The organism is Symbiopectobacterium purcellii, assembly GCF_052050035.1.
In the GTDB taxonomy this organism is placed as follows: Bacteria; Pseudomonadota; Gammaproteobacteria; order Enterobacterales; family Enterobacteriaceae; genus Symbiopectobacterium; species Symbiopectobacterium purcellii_A.
In genome coordinates this window covers 3,670,484-3,687,603 of the sequence record NZ_CP189882.1, presented here as the reverse complement: position 1 = coordinate 3,687,603, position 17,120 = coordinate 3,670,484, and the positions used below count along the sequence as shown (strand labels likewise).

Genomic DNA, 17,120 nt, shown 5'->3' with positions numbered 1-17,120 from the left:
TTAATATGCCTGATTGTGGCCTTGTTCCTGTGACGCTTTCGCCGCTTCAAAAGCCTCCAACGTCATTTGTCTGGCCTGCTTATGATCGACCATCGGCGTCGGGTAATCCAACCCACGTCCTTCCCGCTGCGCCCAGCGATGCGGCTGGTGAATATCACGCTCTGGCACTTCCGCCAGTTCGGGCACCCACTGGCGGATAAACGTCCCTTGCGGGTCGAAACGTTCCCCCTGCGTAGTGGGGTTAAAAATACGAAAATAGGGCGCCGCGTCCGTACCCGTAGAGGCTGCCCACTGCCACCCGCCATTGTTCGCGGCCAAATCACCGTCCAGCAGTTGAGAAATAAAATACCGCTCCCCTGCCCGCCAGTCGATAAGCAAATCTTTTACCAGAAAACTGGCGCAGATCATGCGTAACCGATTATGCATCCATCCGGTGCCGTTCAGTTGGCGCATTGCGGCATCAACAATCGGAAAACCGGTTTTACCCTGTTGCCAGGCGGCCAGTGCTTTTTCGTCTTGTCGCCATTGCACCTGCTGCGTCCACGCCACAAACGGGTGGTGTTTACACAAGCGTGGCCAGGCGACCAGCAGATGGCGATAAAACTCACGCCATACCAGCTCGCTCAACCAGGTAAATGCCCCGCCGTCAGACTGTTCTAACAGAGTGGGATGCTCAGTACGCAGGCGATTGAAGCACTGACGCGGGGAGATGACACCCAACGCCAGATAAGGCGAAAGCTGGCTGGTGCCTTGCTGTGCGGGAAAATCTCGCTGTTGGTCATAACCCGCTACGCTGGATTGGCAGAACTGGCGTAATCGTGCCAACGCGGCCTGTTCGCCCGCCGGAAACAACGTCTCATCCACCGCCTGTTGAGGGTAATCGAAGGGTGTCAACGCCGCCAATGTCTCCACGTTTGCATTGGCACGCCTTTTCGGCACCGGGAAACAGGTAATCTCTCTCTCCAGCAAACGTTGAATAAACGCTTTGCGAAACGGGGTAAAGACTTTGTACATCTCCTGCTTTCCCGTCACCAGACTGCCTGGCGCTAACAGTACGCTATCATCAAATCCCTGACACACGACCTGCCCATGCAGTTTGGCTTCCAGCGCACGATCACGCTCACGTTCATTGATTTCGTACTGATAGTGATAAAACAGGTGTGAAACATGCTGCTTTTTGCAAAACGCATCAACGGCCTCAACCGCCAGATGAAAGTGGTCACACTGCTGATAAAACAGGGGAATGCCTTTATCTGCCAACGACTGTTGCAATGCCTGGAGGTTGCGCAGCAGAAACGTCGCCTGTCGCGGAGCCATGCCATGCGTCTGCCATTGACCTGGCGTGGCAATATAGAGCGCAATGACCTTGGCATCGGGGTTCTGACAGGCCGCATGCAGCGCGGAGTGATCGGTGATCCGTAAATCATGGCGAAACCAGACCAGATGCGTGGTCATAATTGATCCTTACTGGAAAACATTAGTGGCCATAGCGTAAACGCAAAGCTTCGGGATAGGGGTCAAAGTAGCGCTGCTGCGCCAGGTAATCATCAGGGTATTCGGTCATGTAATGACGCAACAGCGTCATTGGCGCCAGCAGCGGTTGCACACCTTGCCGATAACGATCGATTAAGTTGGCCAACTCCTGACGTTGCTGGGAGCTAAGGTGGGGACGAAAATAACCCTGAACGTGCATCAATACATTGGTATGGTTGCGACGCGATGCGGGGTGAGACAACAAGCGCATAAAACGCAGCCGGTATTCCGTGGCAAAGGCTTCCAGCGTCGGCCATTGCGCCATGCCGGCGACAAAAGTGCCCAGTTCTCGATATTCGGGCTGCGAGTGCGCCAGTAATAACAATTTATAGCGACTATGGAACGCCATCAGTGCACCACGCGACAACCCCTGCTGCCAGATCTGCTGCAATTCATGCAAGGCATAAACCCGGGCAATAAAGTTTTCTCGCAGCACAGGATCGTTCAAGCGCCAATTCTCCTCTAACGGCAACCACGGCATATGCCGTTTCAGCGCCTGCGCAAACAGCCCTTCTCCGTTTTTTTGGGCATTTTTCCCCTGACTATCATAGACCTTTACCCGTTCCATCCCACAAATGGGGGATTTGGCGCACAGGATAAAACCGCACAGATCGCGCAACGATGCCATTTTTTGATCGGAAAACGCGAGCATCTCATCGGTGATATCGATGCCAGAACCGTTGCTGGCACAGAGCCGCATACCCTGCTTACCGGCGTTGACCAATCGCAGCGCGGGGCGTGGCACCGGTAATCCGACCGCCATTTCGGGGCATACTGGCTGAAAATGGCAATAAGGCGCTAATTGATCAACAGCGAAGTCAAAGCGCTTATGCCCTCCGTCAAACCGCACTGGCGCACCGAGTAAACATGCACTTATTCCAACAGGAATAGGAGCTGACATCATAAACGCTCTCCCGTTCGTCAACATTCCCTCATCATAGCGGATTTCAAGCGGCTACGGAGCACAACGACGAAGATCGAGCGAAAACAAAAACCAGGGTGTATTAGAGGAAAAAGGAAAGAGAACAAACAAACAGAGCTACTGACCGAGGGAGATATAGAGGTCAGTAGCGCACAATGATGTTTTTACTGAATCAATGCTTTTACTTACTCACAGCGTAGCTTAGAAAAAATCACCGGCCGCCGCTTCTGATTGCGCCATCCAGACCGGTTGATCGCTGGTTTTCAACCAAACACGGTGCAAATAGCTGTAAAAGCGGGCGCGATCGGTACGAAACAGCATCACAGGCAATGCCAGTAAGCCGAAGGCTACAACAGCAACGCGACGCAGGAGAAGCGATACAGGGGATAAGCAGTATAAATCGACATAGCGATCCTCCTTCATCAGTGAGCAGCCACTGCAACGACATAGCTCACAAAACCAACACAACGATGAATAACTGCTCAAAAGAGTCTGTAAAGAATTTCGTGTAAATGGCTCCATCGCTTAACCGGAAATCCGATCTCCATACATCAACATGAATTGGCTCATAGCCGGTTTCCAGTCTCTGATTGGTAGGGTCCATTTAGCCGAGATATAGCTAAACGACTTAATTTTGATTACATTATTTAAATGAGCTATTCAATTGATTTTAGACGTAAAGTGATATCTACACGGAAAAACGAAGGGTTGAGTATCCGAGAAACAGCGAAGCAATTTCGGATTGGCCCTGCCTCTGTATCGCGTTGGATTAATCAAATAGAGTCAAAAGCATCGACCACGCGTCAGCGAAAGATCGATAAATCCGAGTTGATAAAAGATGTTGAACAATATCCAGATGCTTACCAAAAAGAACGTGCAGAGCGTTTTGGCGTTTGTCAGAAGGCCATTTGGCAAGCGCTTAAAAAGCTGGGATTGACCTATAAAAAAAACTCTACGTCATCCGAAAGCCGACGAAAACGCCCGGCAGGGATTTCAACAAAAAAAACAACAGTATGAAAAAGAAGGTAAACCTATTGTTTTTATTGATGAAAGTGGTTTTTCACACGATGCCCCACGGACTCACGGCTATTCCCCAAAAGGTCAACGGTGTTTTGGCCTGAAGAACTGGGGAGCTAGGGGAAGAACAAATGTTATCGGCGCTTTATTAGGCACAACGCTGTTTGCTATCGGATTATTTGATATCAATATTAACAGCGATGTTTTCTATGCCTGGGTCACACAAGTCCTTATCCCAGTACTCCCTAAAAACAGTGTAATCATGATGGACAATGCCACTTTTCACAAAAAACATAATATTCAACAAGTCATCATCGATGCAGGGTATATGGTGGAGTATTTGCCTACATATTCGCCAGATCTTAACCCAATTGAGCATAAATGGGCACAAGCAAAAAGCAAAAAGCAAAAAAAGAGAGATGGGTTGCGATACAGAGAGTTTGTTCTCAGTCCATATGGTGTAATCAAAATTAAGTCGCTTGGCTATAACCTTGCGGATCTCCGGCGGAAAATCAAAAATGACGATGAGACGTTCCCAATTATTTCTCCACGATGGGCTGATCGTCGGGAACTGTTCATCCCATTTGGCCGCGAAGGCATCCAGGGCCTCTTCAGCGCCCTCTAGCGTTGCGGAACTATAGATAGTGCGGAGGTCAGCAGCAACGGCTTTACGCTCTTTCCAGCCGACGTAGCGCAGCGAGTTCCGCACCTGATGCACGATGCAGAGCTGTACCCGCGTATGCGGGTAAACAGCTTCAATGGCATCAGGAAAGCCCTTCAGGCCATCGCAGCAGGCGATGAAGATGTCCTGTAGCCCACGATTTTTCAGTTCTGTCATTACAGATAACCAGAACTTGGCCCCCTCGGTTTTGGCTATCCATAGCCCCAGCAGCTCTTTTTCGCCCTGGCCGTTGATGCCTAGAGCCAAGTAAACAGACTTGTTGGTCACGGCTCCGCCGTCCTGGCTTTTGACCACAATACAGTCAAGGTAAACAATGGGATAAAACGCATCCAGCGGCCGTTGCTGCCAGCGCTTAACGTCATCCATCACGGCATTGGTCACTTGAGAAATGAAGCCAGCGGAAACATCGACCCCGTAGACTTCTTTAAAGTGAGCCTGAATATCACGGGTTGATGCCCCATTCCCACTCGAAACGCAACAAAACGGTAGAGGCTTATGCCACCAGTAAGTGCGTTAAAAATACCTCATTGGGGGAACGATAGCCCAGCGATTTTCTGCCTCTTGTATTGAGTATGTGTTCGAGTTCGGCAATCTTACGATGACTGACCTGACTGAAGTCTGTTCCCTTTGGGTAAAAACGTCGTATCAGCCCGTTGGTGTGCTCATTCAAGCCCCTCTCCCAGGAATGATAAGGATGGGCAAAGTAGACCTGCGCCCCTGTGATTTGAGTAATTTGCTCGTGCAGAGCGAATTCAGGGCCGTTATCAGCTGTTAGGGTCTTAAACTTGCAAAAGGTATTAGCTTCAATGTCCCTGAAAGCAGCAACCACAGTCTCCGCACGCTTATTAGGCAGTTTGCGAATAATGACGGTTTTCAATGCTTTATCTACGATGGTTAACAAGAATGACTTCTGGTCTTTGCCAAAAATAGTGTCAATTTCGAAGTGGCCAGGCTCCTGTTTAAGCTCGGCTTGAGCTGGGCGATACTCAATACCAACACGGTTGGGAATAGGGCCTGATTTGAGGTTTTCGGCATTGTACCTGTAACGTTTTCCCCGATGAGGAAGTTGCTGATATAGCTCCCCGCCAGCCTGTCTCTCCTGCAGGATATAGCGATATAGCGTATTCTTGCTGACAGATATACCGAATTCCAGGTGCAAACCGCCACTGATGATTTCAGGTGAAGAGTGAGTGGAAAGCGCCTGCCTGATGAAGTTCTGAATGTGTGGCTCCAACGGGTAAAAAGCATTGTTTGGCAGAGGCTTATGACGGCGTTCCCGGGCCAGAGTGTCCGCCCTTCTACAGCAGTAGACACCATTGAAAGTAGGGTCGGTATTGCGTCTGAGTTCCCTGCTGATGGTCGAGCGAGGCAGAGCAAGCTCTCTGGCGATGGTAGCTTGGTTGACACCTTCACCACGCCGCTTTTCGATGTAGAACCGTTCTTTCTGAGTCAGATGTTTTCCCTGCATGCAACAGGCTCTCCAGTAGGGCCAGAACGGTGATTTTATCCGACTCTGGCAAGTGGGTCACTTTGTTGTGTTTCGAGTGGGAATGGGGCGATAGCCCTCTGGAATAGAGAGAAATAATGCGGTCATCGAAGCCGTTAAGCTGCTTTTCGTGCTTACCGATCAGTGTCGGCTCGAAGGTATAGCCAAGCGACTTAATTTTGATTACACCATATGGACTGAGAACAAACTCTCTGTATCGCAACCCATCTCTCTTTTTTTGCTTTTTGCTTGTGCCCATTTATGCTCAATTGGGTTAAGATCTGGCGAATATGTAGGCAAATACTCCACCATATACCCTGCATCGATGATGACTTGTTGAATATTATGTTTTTTGTGAAAAGTGGCATTGTCCATCATGATTACACTGTTTTTAGGGAGTACTGGGATAAGGACTTGTGTGACCCAGGCATAGAAAACATCGCTGTTAATATTGATATCAAATAATCCGATAGCAAACAGCGTTGTGCCTAATAAAGCGCCGATAACATTTGTTCTTCCCCTAGCTCCCCAGTTCTTCAGGCCAAAACACCGTTGACCTTTTGGGGAATAGCCGTGAGTCCGTGGGACATCGTGTGAAAAACCACTTTCATCAATAAAAACAATAGGTTTACCTTCTTTTTCATACTGTTGTTTTTTTTGTTGAAATCCCTGCCGGGCGTTTTCGTCGGCTTTCGGATGACGTAGAGTTTTTTTTATAGGTCAATCCCAGCTTTTTAAGCGCTTGCCAAATGGCCTTCTGACAAACGCCAAAACGCTCTGCACGTTCTTTTTGGTAAGCATCTGGATATTGTTCAACATCTTTTATCAACTCGGATTTATAGCCAAGCGACATTATTTTGATAACAGCCAGCTATGCTTCTTTGCCGCATATCAGGGCATAGGATGTAATCATTTTTAAGTCGGTTGGCTATACTGTTGCGGTCGCGCGGAATATCGAGCTCGAGCGTTTGGCTACGTACGCTCTTGGATGTCTTGCCATTGCGGGAGTTGCCTGAATTATTACCAGCCGGGTCATGCTTAGCATACCCAAGGTGTATCTCCATCTCAGCTTGAAGAACCCGTTCCGCCAGTCTTTTAGTCAGCTCCTTGAGTAGGCCTGATTCACCCAGAAGCTCCTGAGGGGAGTGGCAATCCTGAAGCAGTTGGTCAATAAGTTCGTTGCTGATAGGCATTTTTTGTCCTCTGAAGGTTTTCCTCAAAATGCCATTTACACAGATCTTTTTACACTCTCGCTCAAAATAGTACCGCCTTTGCTGAAATTTTACTACTCATCGGACCAGAAAAAGATCGTGTTTTCGTCATTTTCCCCGAACATTCTGTTATTTAGTTACAGAATGGTTAACGAATTACATTCAATGTATAAGTCAATGTTGCGTTTATTGGCTTTTTATCCGCTCGCGCGGTTCGACTCTCCTTTTGCCATTCAAAAGGCTTTTGTCGCAAACGCACGGAACGATATGATAGCGTCGTAGAATACCATTTAACGTCGTACTGGCGGGTCAACACCCGCAGCTACGAGACAGAAGGAGTAGATGCCCTGCTACCCTCCAGCGTTTTGATCATAGAAGATGAAAAAGAGATCCAGCGCTTTGTACGCAGTGCGCTGGAAAGCGAAGGACTACGTGTTTTTGATGCGCAGACCTTGCAACGTGGCCTGCTGGAAACGGCTACACGCAAGCCTGATCTGGTGATCCTCGATCTCGGTTTACCTGACGGTGACGGCACCCTTTATCTCCGTGAGGTTCGCCAGTGGAGCAGCGTGCCAATTATTGTGCTGTCCGCGCGCAGTGATGAACGGGACAAAATCGACGCGTTGGATGCGGGTGCTGATGATTATCTCGCCAAGCCGTTTGGGATTGGTGAGTTGCTGGCCCGTGTGCGCGTTGCACTGCGCCGCCACACCGCTAATGCGATGGAAAGCCCGATAGTGACATTCGGCAGCGTTACCGTTGATCTCAGCCAACGTTTGGTCAGCCGGGACGGCGAAACACTACATCTGACGCCGATTGAATTCAAACTGTTGGCACTGCTGCTGGCGAATGCGGGAAAAGTACTGACGCAGCGTCAACTGCTGGTGCACGTTTGGGGACCCAACGCGGTGGAAAGCAGCCATTATCTGCGCATCTATATGGGGCACCTACGGCAAAAGTTGGAAAGCGACCCCACACGGCCTCGTCACTTTATCACCGAAACCGCCGTGGGTTACCGTTTTATGCCTTGAGCTAGCGTACTGAATCAACAGCGGATAACGCTGGTTATCCCCCCGGAGCAGGCGTAACATCCCACGCTCATTCTGTCGATCTCCATCCCGATTTTTAATGCTGAGGCTCATCATGAGTAGTTGGTTACTTTATGCATTGCTCTCCGCCCTGTGCGCCGCCGCAGTGGCCCTGTTTGGTAAAGTGGGATTGCAAAATCTTGACGCCAACACAGCAACGGCAGTTCGTGCCGTGGTGATGGCGCTGTTTTTGGTGGGCGTTGTGGTGGTGCAAGGAAAAACAACCATGATCGGTGAAGTGCTTGCCAATAAAAAAGCACTGACTTTTATTCTGTTTAGCGGGGTTGCAGGAGCGCTTTCCTGGCTATTTTATTTTTTAGCATTGAAAAGTGGTAATGTGGCTCAGGTTGCCCCCATTGATAAACTCAGCGTTGTGTTTGCTGTTATTTTGGCAGCCGTACTCCTGGGAGAAAAAATATCACTATTAGGCGGCGTTGGCGTTGCTATGATATCCGTTGGTGCACTGCTGGTAGCATTAGGCTGAGGTGATCCCTCGGCTGAGGCCGAGGGCTTATAAAAAGAAGGAACAACAGACCGTTAGCAATGGCTTTAGGTTAAGAAAATCTCATCGTATGACAACCGAAGCGCTTTCTTTTTTCGCGCAGCCGACATATTGAATAAAATATAAATTGAGAATGCTGTTTATCTCTGCCAGTGAAATAAAAATAGAGATCGTATTTATCCCTCAAACAATTTATCTTTTCCTTATAAACATGCGTCATCATTAAATAAACAGAATCATTCTTTCTTTTAGCATTGATTTTTTTCAATGAACGCGCCGCACATGATTTGTACTGAAGAAAAACATTTTTTCTGTCCATATCACTATCCCATAAGGTAAGAATTAAAAAGTGCGCTGAGATATAACCCGTTAACGCTGTCATAGACCTATATCCGTTATACCTCACGTTACATATGCGTTGGCTGAGTTCACTCCCCGAATCACTTACCGCCTTCCTACAACTCGAATTTTTCAGGATATCGTTGTTGTTACTTTTGCCTGCAATTGACCATATTTAGGGTAACGGGCTTCAACCGGGATGCTGCGGCACGAACACCGTGCTGTATACCACGCATACGCAGCGACAAGCCGTCTCAGGCTGAGAGCGCCGGTTTCACCGTTAATGGTTACAAGTATGCGTAATGATAATATCCAATAAACGATAAACGAAAGGCAAACCAATAAAAAAATGCCCCTGCTATGCATAGCGCTACTCGATAAAAATGATCGTCAATTGGTAGATCAAACGATTACCATTGAAAACCTCAATGAATACCTTTCACTTTTGTCTCTTTAGAGAAAAAACACATCGTAGAACAAAAAAGATATAAATCTCACCATCGTTTTCATTTTAAGAAAATGATTACTATTCATATGTTTTGCTACGGATATCGCACGGTTACAATGGGTATGATTATCAAAGGATAACAGTTACACAACGACTAAACAAAAAAAAATGGACATTATAGAAAACCATGCTATTAAATATTAATGCAAAGCGCTGTAGACCAAGAGGAAGATTAATCCGCAAACATAAGTTCTCATAAAACCAGATAATAAAATAAACATAAGGAAGTTTTTACATCAATCATTTATTAACTCACCCTTGATGAATGTATTCACCCTACATAGGATCCAGGTGCATTTGCCCATGCAGACAATTTTTCGGGAACAACCGGTTAAATAGGTACTAGACGATGGAAAGAACTGTTGTGCTCCTTCATTTTGATCGCTATTTTACTGTCGGCCTTGGACACCTCATTCATCAATGGTTCCATACCCAGAAACTTGAGGTCAATATTCAATATAGCACAGAGCAAATTGAACAAGCGGATATTATTTTCACTACAGCGACTCAGCACGCTCCGCGCTGGTGGCGTCAGTTTCGCCGCAAACGGCGCGCTACCTTGCTTTTCTTGCTGGTAAAGCAGAAGAACACGCTGTGCTGTGGTTATGAAGACGGGCAGTTGGCGCTCAGCGATCCACCAGAAACACTGTCTGCGTTGTTAAATACCTTTGTTGCCAGCCCTTCATCGCCAGGGATTCCGTCCCACGTACAGCGATATAACGTCGTGCAGTGCCTCAGTCCGCGTGAGCGAGAGGTGTTATGGGGCTACAAACAGGGGCTAAATAACAGTAAAATCAATGAACTATCTGGAATATCCATTAAAGCCATCAGCGCGTACCGTAATCACGCGATGCAAAAGCTGATGCTGAGAAACCATGCCGATCTCCATGAGTGGTTACACAGCATCGCTGCCGAGAACCTTTCCTGCTATTTCAAGCAGCAAAAAGGAAGCGTGAAAAGGTGAACAACGCTGCAAAATTCGCTGGCCCGACAATAGCATCCGTCACTCACCTGACAACGGTTCTTATGAAAACAGGCCAAGATTAAATGACAAAGGACGCACAGTGCGTCCTTTGTTTCTCTTCCTCTGTGGCCCCCTAAAGACGGCTCACTACAGGAACGCCTATTTGGCATTTGCCAGCACAGCGCTGACAATATCTACCGCTTCTTTCTCAATGCGCTCGCGGTGCTCCGCGCCCAGGAAACTTTCGCAGTAAATCTTGTAGGCTTCTTCCGTGCCCGACGGACGCGCCGCAAACCAGCCGTTATCCGTCATCACTTTCAATCCGCCAATAGAGGCACCGTTACCCGGTGCCGCCGTCAAACGTGCAGTGATCGGATCGCCAGCCAACGTACTGGCGGCAACCTGTTCGGGTGATAACCGTGACAGTGCCGCTTTCTGCGCATGAGTCGCTGAGGCTTGAATGCGATTGTAACTCGGCGCGCCAAAACGGGCCGCCAGCGCATCATAATGCTGCTGCGGATTTTTACCGGTTACCGCAGTGATCTCAGCCGCCAGCAAGCACATGATGATGCCATCTTTATCCGTTGACCATGGCGTGCCATCGAAGCGCAGGAAGGATGCCCCTGCGCTCTCTTCGCCGCCAAAACCAAAGCTGCCATCGAATAAACCATCAACAAACCATTTGAACCCGACCGGCACTTCCACCAGTTTACGCCCAAGGCAGGCAACCACACGGTCAATCATGGCGCTGGAAACCAGCGTCTTACCGACAGCAACAGATTGCCCCCACTGCGGACGATGGCGGAACAGGTAGTCGATAGCAACCTCCAAATAGTGATTCGGGTTCATCAGGCCGGCGGGCGTCACAATGCCGTGGCGGTCATAATCAGGATCGTTGGCAAAAGCCAGATCGAATTTATCACGCAGCGACAGTAGCCCCGCCATCGCTGACTCTGAAGAGCAGTCCATGCGGATAACGCCGTCATGATCCAGAGTCATAAAGCGGAACGTCTGATCGACCGCATCGTTGACCAAGCGCAAATTCAACTGGTAGTGCTCTGCGATGCGCTGCCAGTAGGCAATGCCCGACCCGCCCAACGGATCGACACCCAGTGTTAGCCCTGCTTTCTGAATGGCGGGGATATCTACGACCTCACGCAAGCCCTCGACATAAGGCTGCACCAGATCTTGCTCATGCACATAACCACTCTGCCAGGCTTTATCCAGCGTCAGGCTTTTTACGGCTTTTAGCCCATCAGCTAAGAGGGCGTTGGCACGTTTCTCGATAACGCTGGTGACGTTAGTATCAGCAGGCCCGCCATTGGGGGGGTTATATTTGATACCACCATCTTCCGGCGGATTATGAGACGGAGTGATCACAATGCCATCGGCCTGCGCATTGCCCTTGCGGTTATGCACCAGAATGGCATTGGAGATAGCGGGCGTGGGCGTAAAGCCGTTGTCCTGCTGCACTACCACGTCAACGCCGTTCGCTGCCAGCACTTCCAGCACCGAGATAAAGGCCGGTTCCGACAGCGCGTGGGTGTCTTTACCCACAAAACAGGGACCGCTGATCCCTTGCTTTTTGCGCTCTTCGGCAATCGCCTGAGCGATAGCCAGAATATGCGCTTCATTAAAACTGTGGCGCGCTGCGCTGCCGCGGTGGCCGGATGTTCCGAACTTTACCGCATGTGCGGCGTTATCCACATCGGGGCGTAAGACATAATACTGTGACGTTAATTGCGCCACATTAATCAAATCACTTTGCCGGGTGGGTTGTCCGGCTCTGGGGTGATTAGCCATCGGCGTGCTCCCTGACGCTATTCGTTAAGACACTGTTCGCTAAATGGTACCGCACACTTTTTCGACAAGTTCCGCGGGGAACTGCATCGATTGCATGATTTGTTCAACCATGCTGCGTTTGCGATCCGTATTGGTATTGGTGATGACCCAGTAAGGCGTACCCTGAATATGTTTGGGTTTAGTATGGACGCCATGCTGAAGCAATGTGTGTTCGTCGCCGGCAAAATAAACGCGCGTGCGGCCATGAAGTTGCTCGGTTGCCGCAGAAAAGGTGTTCGGTTCGAGGCAATATAAGGTGGAGAGCACCAGCATAAAGCGATTGATGGCTTTACTTTGCGCGGCATATTCATCGGACAACAGCAGTTCACGCACTGCCCGTACACCATCGCGCGGTTTTGTAGCTACGCTCGCTGGCGCCTGCGCTTTCGTTGTGGCCGTTTCAGAAGCGGCGACAACCTGTCCTGCCCGGAAATTCAACATACGACGCAGAATATCCGAGGCGCTTTCACCAATGTGCTGTGTGTGGCTTGCAATATAACGATACAGCTCTTCGTCGACCTCAATAGTTTTCATCTTTATCCAGTACTGTTTTTACTCTAATTAATCGGCAAGAAGTATATAGGCGAATCAATACCACCGAACAGCGGCATTACACAAACAATATCGAAAGTCAGACGATCCCCCATCTGCTCCCTCGCCCCATTACCTGTAACCTGCAAAAAGCATAGTCTTCATTTTCCACAGGGCAACATCATCGGCAGCAGTCATGATACCCTAAGCGCCTGTGTCTCTGAATGAACTTCACCATGAAATTGAATTATCGCTTGCAAAATGCGCAACAACCCACGCATACATTGCCTATCGTATTGATTCACGGTCTGTTTGGTAATCTGGATAATCTGGGCATTCTGGCGCGTTACCTGCAAAAGCAGCACGATGTCATTCAGATTGACTTACGTAATCACGGATTATCACCGCGTACGCCGGAAATGAACTACCCGGCCATGGCAGGCGATGTAAAAGCATTACTGGATGCATTGTCCATCGATAACGCCATTATCATCGGGCACTCCATGGGAGGGAAAACCGCCATGGCGTTGAGTGCACAGATCCCTGACCGCATTGAAAAAATCGTCGCCATTGATATTGCGCCGGTCGATTACCAGCTGCGACGCCACGATGACGTTTTTGCAGCACTGCGTGCAGTTAGCGCTGCGGGCGTTACTACGCGCACCGAAGCCGCAGCCATCATGCGCCATCACCTTAAGGAAGAGGGCGTGGTGCAATTTTTACTGAAATCCTTCCAGCAGGGCGAGTGGCGCTTTAATGTCCCGGTGCTGTGGGAGCAGTATGAGCACATTGTCGGCTGGGAAACCGTACCCGCCTGGCGCAAACCCATCCTGTTCATTCGCGAGGCGTCATCCCCTTATCTGGATGACCGCTATCGAGAAACGCTATTGCAGCAGTTTCCCAATGCCAAGGCGCATGTGATTGCGGGTAGCGGCCACTGGGTTCATGCAGAAAAACCCGATGCGGTTCTGCGCGCAATTCACCGTTTCCTTGAAGAACCCCCGCATAATCCGTAACGATCAGCGGCAGTTACCCATTGTCGCCGCCAGCCTCGCTGGGGTATGATGGCGCCCGCAGTAGAGGGACGGCTGAATCAGCCTTATGCACAGTAACCACATCATCAAAATGTCACGCTGAACCGATGCGTGCATTTTGGTCAGACTTCCTTGCAGCAACACTACCTATGGCAAAAGAACAAACGGACCGTACCACGTTGGATCTGTTCGCGGATGAACGTCGGCCTGGTCGTCCCAAAACCAACCCGCTTTCACGCGACGAACAGCTTCGCATTAACAAGCGTAATCAATTGCGTCGTGACAAAGTGCGAGGATTGCGTCGCATTGAATTGAAAATTAATGAGGAAGCCGTGGAAGCACTCAATAGCCTGGCTGAAATGCAGAACATCAGCCGTAGTGAACTAATTGAACGCATGTTGCTGGCGCAGTTGGCGGACAAAGACCTTTCATCCTGATACGTTAATTTCCGGCGTCTTCCATGACGCCCTGCATCCCTCCCTGGCAATGACATTGATGGGTAAATCGCTCGCTTAAAATTGTTCCCAGTTATAGCTAAACGACTTAATTTTGATTACATTATTTAAATGAGCTATTCAATTGATTTTAGACGTAAAGTGATATCTACACGGAAAAACGAAGGGTTGAGTATCCGAGAAACAGCGAAGCAATTTCGGATTGGCCCTGCCTCTGTATCGCGTTGGATTAATCAAATAGAGTCAAAAGCATCGACCACGCGTCAGCGAAAGATCGATAAATCCGAGTTGATAAAAGATGTTGAACAATATCCAGATGCTTACCAAAAAGAACGTGCAGAGCGTTTTGGCGTTTGTCAGAAGGCCATTTGGCAAGCGCTTAAAAAGCTGGGATTGACCTATAAAAAAAACTCTACGTCATCCGAAAGCCGACGAAAACGCCCGGCAGGGATTTCAACAAAAAAAACAACAGTATGAAAAAGAAGGTAAACCTATTGTTTTTATTGATGAAAGTGGTTTTTCACACGATGCCCCACGGACTCACGGCTATTCCCCAAAAGGTCAACGGTGTTTTGGCCTGAAGAACTGGGGAGCTAGGGGAAGAACAAATGTTATCGGCGCTTTATTAGGCACAACGCTGTTTGCTATCGGATTATTTGATATCAATATTAACAGCGATGTTTTCTATGCCTGGGTCACACAAGTCCTTATCCCAGTACTCCCTAAAAACAGTGTAATCATGATGGACAATGCCACTTTTCACAAAAAACATATAGCCAACCGACTTAAAAATGATTACATCCTATGCCCTGATATGCGGCAAAGAAGCATAGCTGGCTGTTATCAAAATAATGTCGCTTGGCTATAATATTCAACAAGTCATCATCGATGCAGGGTATATGGTGGAGTATTTGCCTACATATTCGCCAGATCTTAACCCAATTGAGCATAAATGGGCACAAGCAAAAAGCAAAAAAAGAGAGATGGGTTGCGATACAGAGAGTTTGTTCTCAGTCCATATGGTGTAATCAAAATTAAGTCGCTTGGCTATATCGTTTCCTGGTGGCAACGCCTTTTTGGCTGCTGTGCCACTTCCAGTGCGCGCCAAGGCGGCAACGGGTGCAGAAGGCGCGGCAACGGGCACCACGGATTCAGACAGTTGGAACACCGCCACCGTGCGATTAAACACTGCAGCCTGCTCTTCCAATGACAACGCTGCCGCAGACGCCTGCTCCACCAGTGCCGCATTTTGCTGCGTTACGCTGTCAATTTCCGCCACCGCTTGTCCAACCTGTGCAATCCCCTTGCTTTGCTCACCGGAAGCCGAGGCGATTTCCCCCATGATGTCCGTCACATTGGTCACGGCACGCACAATGTCACTCATGGTAACACCCGCATCTTCAACCAGCTGGGAGCCCGTGCACACACAGTGTGCGGATTCAGCGATCAATCTTTCGATCTCTTTTGCCGCCTGTGCACTGCGCTGCGCCAGACTGCGCACTTCACCGGCAACAACGGCAAAACCGCGCCCTTGCTCACCGGAACGCGCCGCTTCAACGGCAGCGTTAAGTGCCAGAATGTTCGTCTGGAACGCAATACCGTTGATCACCGTGGTTATCTCGGCAATGCGTTTTGAACTTCCCGAAATCTCCGCCATGGTTTTCACCACGTTATCGACGATCTCGCCCCCTTTTCTCGCCGTATTGGATGCTTGCAACGCCAACTGGCTCGCGTGATTGGCATTTTCCGCATTCTGTTTAACGGTTGCCGTCAACTGCTCCATGCTGGCCGCTGTCTCTTTCAGTGCAGAAGCCTGATGTTCAGTACGCGATGAGAGGTCATTATTACCGGATGCAATCTCGGAGGCGCCAAGGTAGATGGCATCCGTGCTGGAACGGATCGTACTGACTGTCGTCGCCAGACTGGTTTGCATATCCCGTAATAGCGGCAAGAAACGCCCCACACAGTTACGACCAAAATCATGAATCGGTTTGCCAAGTTGCCCGGAGGCGATAGCGCTAAAGTGCTCGCGAAGCGTATCGAGAGGTTTAACCAAACAGGCCACCAGATAGCGATCGGTGAAAAACAGCAGCAGCAGTCCTACAACCAATCCCGTCAGTAATATATTTTGGCCAATGGCGGTGATGTGCTGAAAATGCGCGCCCGCTGCGGCGAATTTATCGGAGCCTGCCTTGTTAAAAGCGTTAACCGAGGCTCCGAATTGACGACTCAGTGCGGGCACCGTTTCCTTGGCATAACGCTGATATTCATCCAACGCGTTGGCTTGCGCCTTTTGAAACATCGGATCCACACCCTGAGTAATCAGGTTGCCCCAATCGCGCACCACCGCTTCAGCCAGCGCGGCATCCAGCCCTGCGTGATCGATGCTGCTGAAGGTAGCCAGATCGGATTTCAGATTATTTAATGCCGTCAATGCTGACGCCTGTTCTTTATCTGCCAGCGTATTTTACCACTACGGCGCCAATCCACTACCCGTGCCAAACGGGTTACCATGCGAAAATATTGATCGTTGCCCTGATTGACTAAATTCATGTTATGAACCAGTAAGGTACTGGTCTGTGACGTCGTGGTCATCTCTTTGAAGGAGAAAATGGTGTAGACGGAAACACCGCCCCAAAGCACACAGAAGACCCCTAAAACCCATAACATTGCCGTTCTGATGGCGATATTTCTCAAAAATTGCATAAGCAAGCTCCAGATATAAATTATGTGCGGTAGGGTTATTCTTTTTTTAAAAAATCATCAGGTTTAAAACAATCCCCAACGGGGAAAATGCGCGATGCTTTACGCCTGCAAGCACACGGCGAACCTTCTCGTTTCATCGTCAATATTAAAATAATATTTAGTAGTTTCCCTCCGTGATCTACCGCACGCTGTCACTGAAAATTAGTTATTTTTTATATTTTTCAAAAAGATAGGTAAGCCTACATTAACAATGCCGCCGCTAAAGTAATTAAAAAAACTGGCGAAATGGCGAAAAAGAGC

At 49.0% G+C, this 17,120-nt stretch carries 17 protein-coding genes and 5 pseudogenes; 10 read left to right on the top strand and 12 right to left on the bottom strand.

What is annotated here, in order from left to right; translation table 11 throughout:
* The 3 genes and pseudogenes from phrB to ACQGXV_RS25145 all read right to left on the bottom strand — a co-directional run bounded on the left by phrB (position 1) and on the right by ACQGXV_RS25145 (position 2,862).
* A complete protein-coding gene (phrB, locus tag ACQGXV_RS25155; RefSeq protein ID WP_440863552.1) occupies positions 1-1,455 on the bottom strand; it encodes a deoxyribodipyrimidine photo-lyase in 1,455 nt (484 codons plus the stop codon).
* A gap of 22 nt (positions 1,456-1,477) precedes the next feature.
* Positions 1,478-2,434 (bottom strand): YbgA family protein, encoded by a 957-nt coding sequence (locus ACQGXV_RS25150; protein WP_440867605.1) that lies wholly within the window; start codon positions 2,432-2,434, stop codon positions 1,478-1,480.
* Positions 2,435-2,656: 222 nt separating this feature from the next.
* Positions 2,657-2,862 (bottom strand): annotated as a pseudogene (locus ACQGXV_RS25145) (YbfA family protein).
* 244 nt (positions 2,863-3,106) lie between these two features.
* On the opposite strand from ACQGXV_RS25145, the gene ACQGXV_RS25140 reads away from it, so the two are divergent.
* Both ACQGXV_RS25140 and ACQGXV_RS25135 read left to right on the top strand, forming a co-directional pair.
* On the top strand, positions 3,107-3,472 hold the full coding sequence (locus tag ACQGXV_RS25140) for an IS630 transposase-related protein (protein WP_440862584.1): 366 nt from the start codon (positions 3,107-3,109) through the stop codon (positions 3,470-3,472).
* Positions 3,396-3,830 (top strand): annotated as a pseudogene (locus ACQGXV_RS25135) (transposase); the annotation flags it as partial. The gene ACQGXV_RS25140 and the pseudogene ACQGXV_RS25135, both read left to right, overlap by 77 nt.
* A gap of 126 nt (positions 3,831-3,956) precedes the next feature.
* Here the strand turns inward: ACQGXV_RS25135 and ACQGXV_RS25130 are convergent.
* The 6 genes and pseudogenes from ACQGXV_RS25130 to ACQGXV_RS25105 form a co-directional block, all read right to left on the bottom strand.
* A pseudogene (locus tag ACQGXV_RS25130) lies at positions 3,957-4,613 on the bottom strand (IS256 family transposase); the annotation flags it as partial.
* Between the two features lie 34 nt (positions 4,614-4,647).
* Complete coding sequence (locus ACQGXV_RS25125; RefSeq protein WP_440863551.1) at positions 4,648-5,622, bottom strand: IS30 family transposase; 975 nt, start codon at positions 5,620-5,622, stop codon at positions 4,648-4,650.
* Positions 5,564-5,863, bottom strand: a complete 300-nt coding sequence (locus ACQGXV_RS25120; RefSeq protein ID WP_440867839.1) for a hypothetical protein — start codon at positions 5,861-5,863, stop codon at positions 5,564-5,566. The genes ACQGXV_RS25125 and ACQGXV_RS25120 overlap by 59 nt, the downstream gene beginning before the upstream one ends.
* The gene (locus tag ACQGXV_RS25115) at positions 5,824-6,357 is read right to left on the bottom strand and encodes an IS630 family transposase (RefSeq protein ID WP_440867604.1); all 534 of its coding nucleotides are present in this window, start codon (positions 6,355-6,357) and stop codon (positions 5,824-5,826) included. The genes ACQGXV_RS25120 and ACQGXV_RS25115 overlap by 40 nt, the downstream gene beginning before the upstream one ends.
* Positions 6,281-6,493, bottom strand: a complete 213-nt coding sequence (locus ACQGXV_RS25110) for an IS630 transposase-related protein (protein ID WP_440863550.1) — start codon at positions 6,491-6,493, stop codon at positions 6,281-6,283. Before ACQGXV_RS25110 ends, ACQGXV_RS25115 begins: the two co-directional genes overlap by 77 nt.
* A gap of 82 nt (positions 6,494-6,575) precedes the next feature.
* Positions 6,576-6,833 (bottom strand): annotated as a pseudogene (locus tag ACQGXV_RS25105) (transposase); the annotation flags it as partial.
* Positions 6,834-7,198: 365 nt separating this feature from the next.
* Here ACQGXV_RS25105 and kdpE point away from each other — a divergent pair.
* From kdpE to ACQGXV_RS25090, 3 genes are all read left to right on the top strand, one after another.
* A complete protein-coding gene (kdpE, locus tag ACQGXV_RS25100; protein ID WP_440867603.1) occupies positions 7,199-7,882 on the top strand; it encodes a two-component system response regulator KdpE in 684 nt (227 codons plus the stop codon).
* A gap of 112 nt (positions 7,883-7,994) precedes the next feature.
* The gene (locus tag ACQGXV_RS25095; protein WP_440863549.1) at positions 7,995-8,423 is read left to right on the top strand and encodes an EamA family transporter; all 429 of its coding nucleotides are present in this window, start codon (positions 7,995-7,997) and stop codon (positions 8,421-8,423) included.
* Between the two features lie 1,214 nt (positions 8,424-9,637).
* Complete coding sequence (locus tag ACQGXV_RS25090; RefSeq protein ID WP_440863548.1) at positions 9,638-10,252, top strand: response regulator transcription factor; 615 nt, start codon at positions 9,638-9,640, stop codon at positions 10,250-10,252.
* Positions 10,253-10,411: 159 nt separating this feature from the next.
* Here ACQGXV_RS25090 and pgm read toward each other — a convergent pair whose 3' ends face one another.
* Both pgm and seqA read right to left on the bottom strand, forming a co-directional pair.
* A complete protein-coding gene (gene pgm / locus ACQGXV_RS25085) occupies positions 10,412-12,055 on the bottom strand; it encodes a phosphoglucomutase (alpha-D-glucose-1,6-bisphosphate-dependent) (RefSeq protein WP_440863547.1) in 1,644 nt (547 codons plus the stop codon).
* A 39-nt stretch (positions 12,056-12,094) separates the two neighbouring features.
* Entirely contained in the window at positions 12,095-12,628 is a 534-nt protein-coding gene (gene seqA / locus ACQGXV_RS25080; RefSeq protein ID WP_222160014.1) for a replication initiation negative regulator SeqA, read from the bottom strand.
* A gap of 233 nt (positions 12,629-12,861) precedes the next feature.
* Here seqA and ybfF point away from each other — a divergent pair, with 233 nt between their 5' ends.
* From ybfF to ACQGXV_RS25055, 5 genes are all read left to right on the top strand, one after another.
* Entirely contained in the window at positions 12,862-13,641 is a 780-nt protein-coding gene (ybfF, locus tag ACQGXV_RS25075; protein WP_440863546.1) for an esterase, read from the top strand.
* Positions 13,642-13,808: 167 nt separating this feature from the next.
* Entirely contained in the window at positions 13,809-14,096 is a 288-nt protein-coding gene (gene ybfE / locus ACQGXV_RS25070; protein ID WP_222160012.1) for a LexA regulated protein, read from the top strand.
* 129 nt (positions 14,097-14,225) lie between these two features.
* Complete coding sequence (locus tag ACQGXV_RS25065) at positions 14,226-14,591, top strand: IS630 transposase-related protein (protein WP_440862584.1); 366 nt, start codon at positions 14,226-14,228, stop codon at positions 14,589-14,591.
* Positions 14,515-14,982, top strand: coding sequence for a transposase (locus tag ACQGXV_RS25060; RefSeq protein WP_440867602.1), 468 nt, complete (start codon positions 14,515-14,517; stop codon positions 14,980-14,982). Before ACQGXV_RS25065 ends, ACQGXV_RS25060 begins: the two co-directional genes overlap by 77 nt.
* Positions 14,966-15,142 (top strand): transposase, encoded by a 177-nt coding sequence (locus tag ACQGXV_RS25055; protein WP_440863545.1) that lies wholly within the window; start codon positions 14,966-14,968, stop codon positions 15,140-15,142. The genes ACQGXV_RS25060 and ACQGXV_RS25055 overlap by 17 nt, the downstream gene beginning before the upstream one ends.
* Positions 15,143-15,210: 68 nt before the next feature.
* On the opposite strand, the pseudogene ACQGXV_RS25050 reads toward ACQGXV_RS25055, so the two are convergent.
* Positions 15,211-16,820, bottom strand: a pseudogene (locus tag ACQGXV_RS25050) (methyl-accepting chemotaxis protein); the annotation flags it as partial.
* Positions 16,821-17,120: the final 300 nt, after the last annotated feature.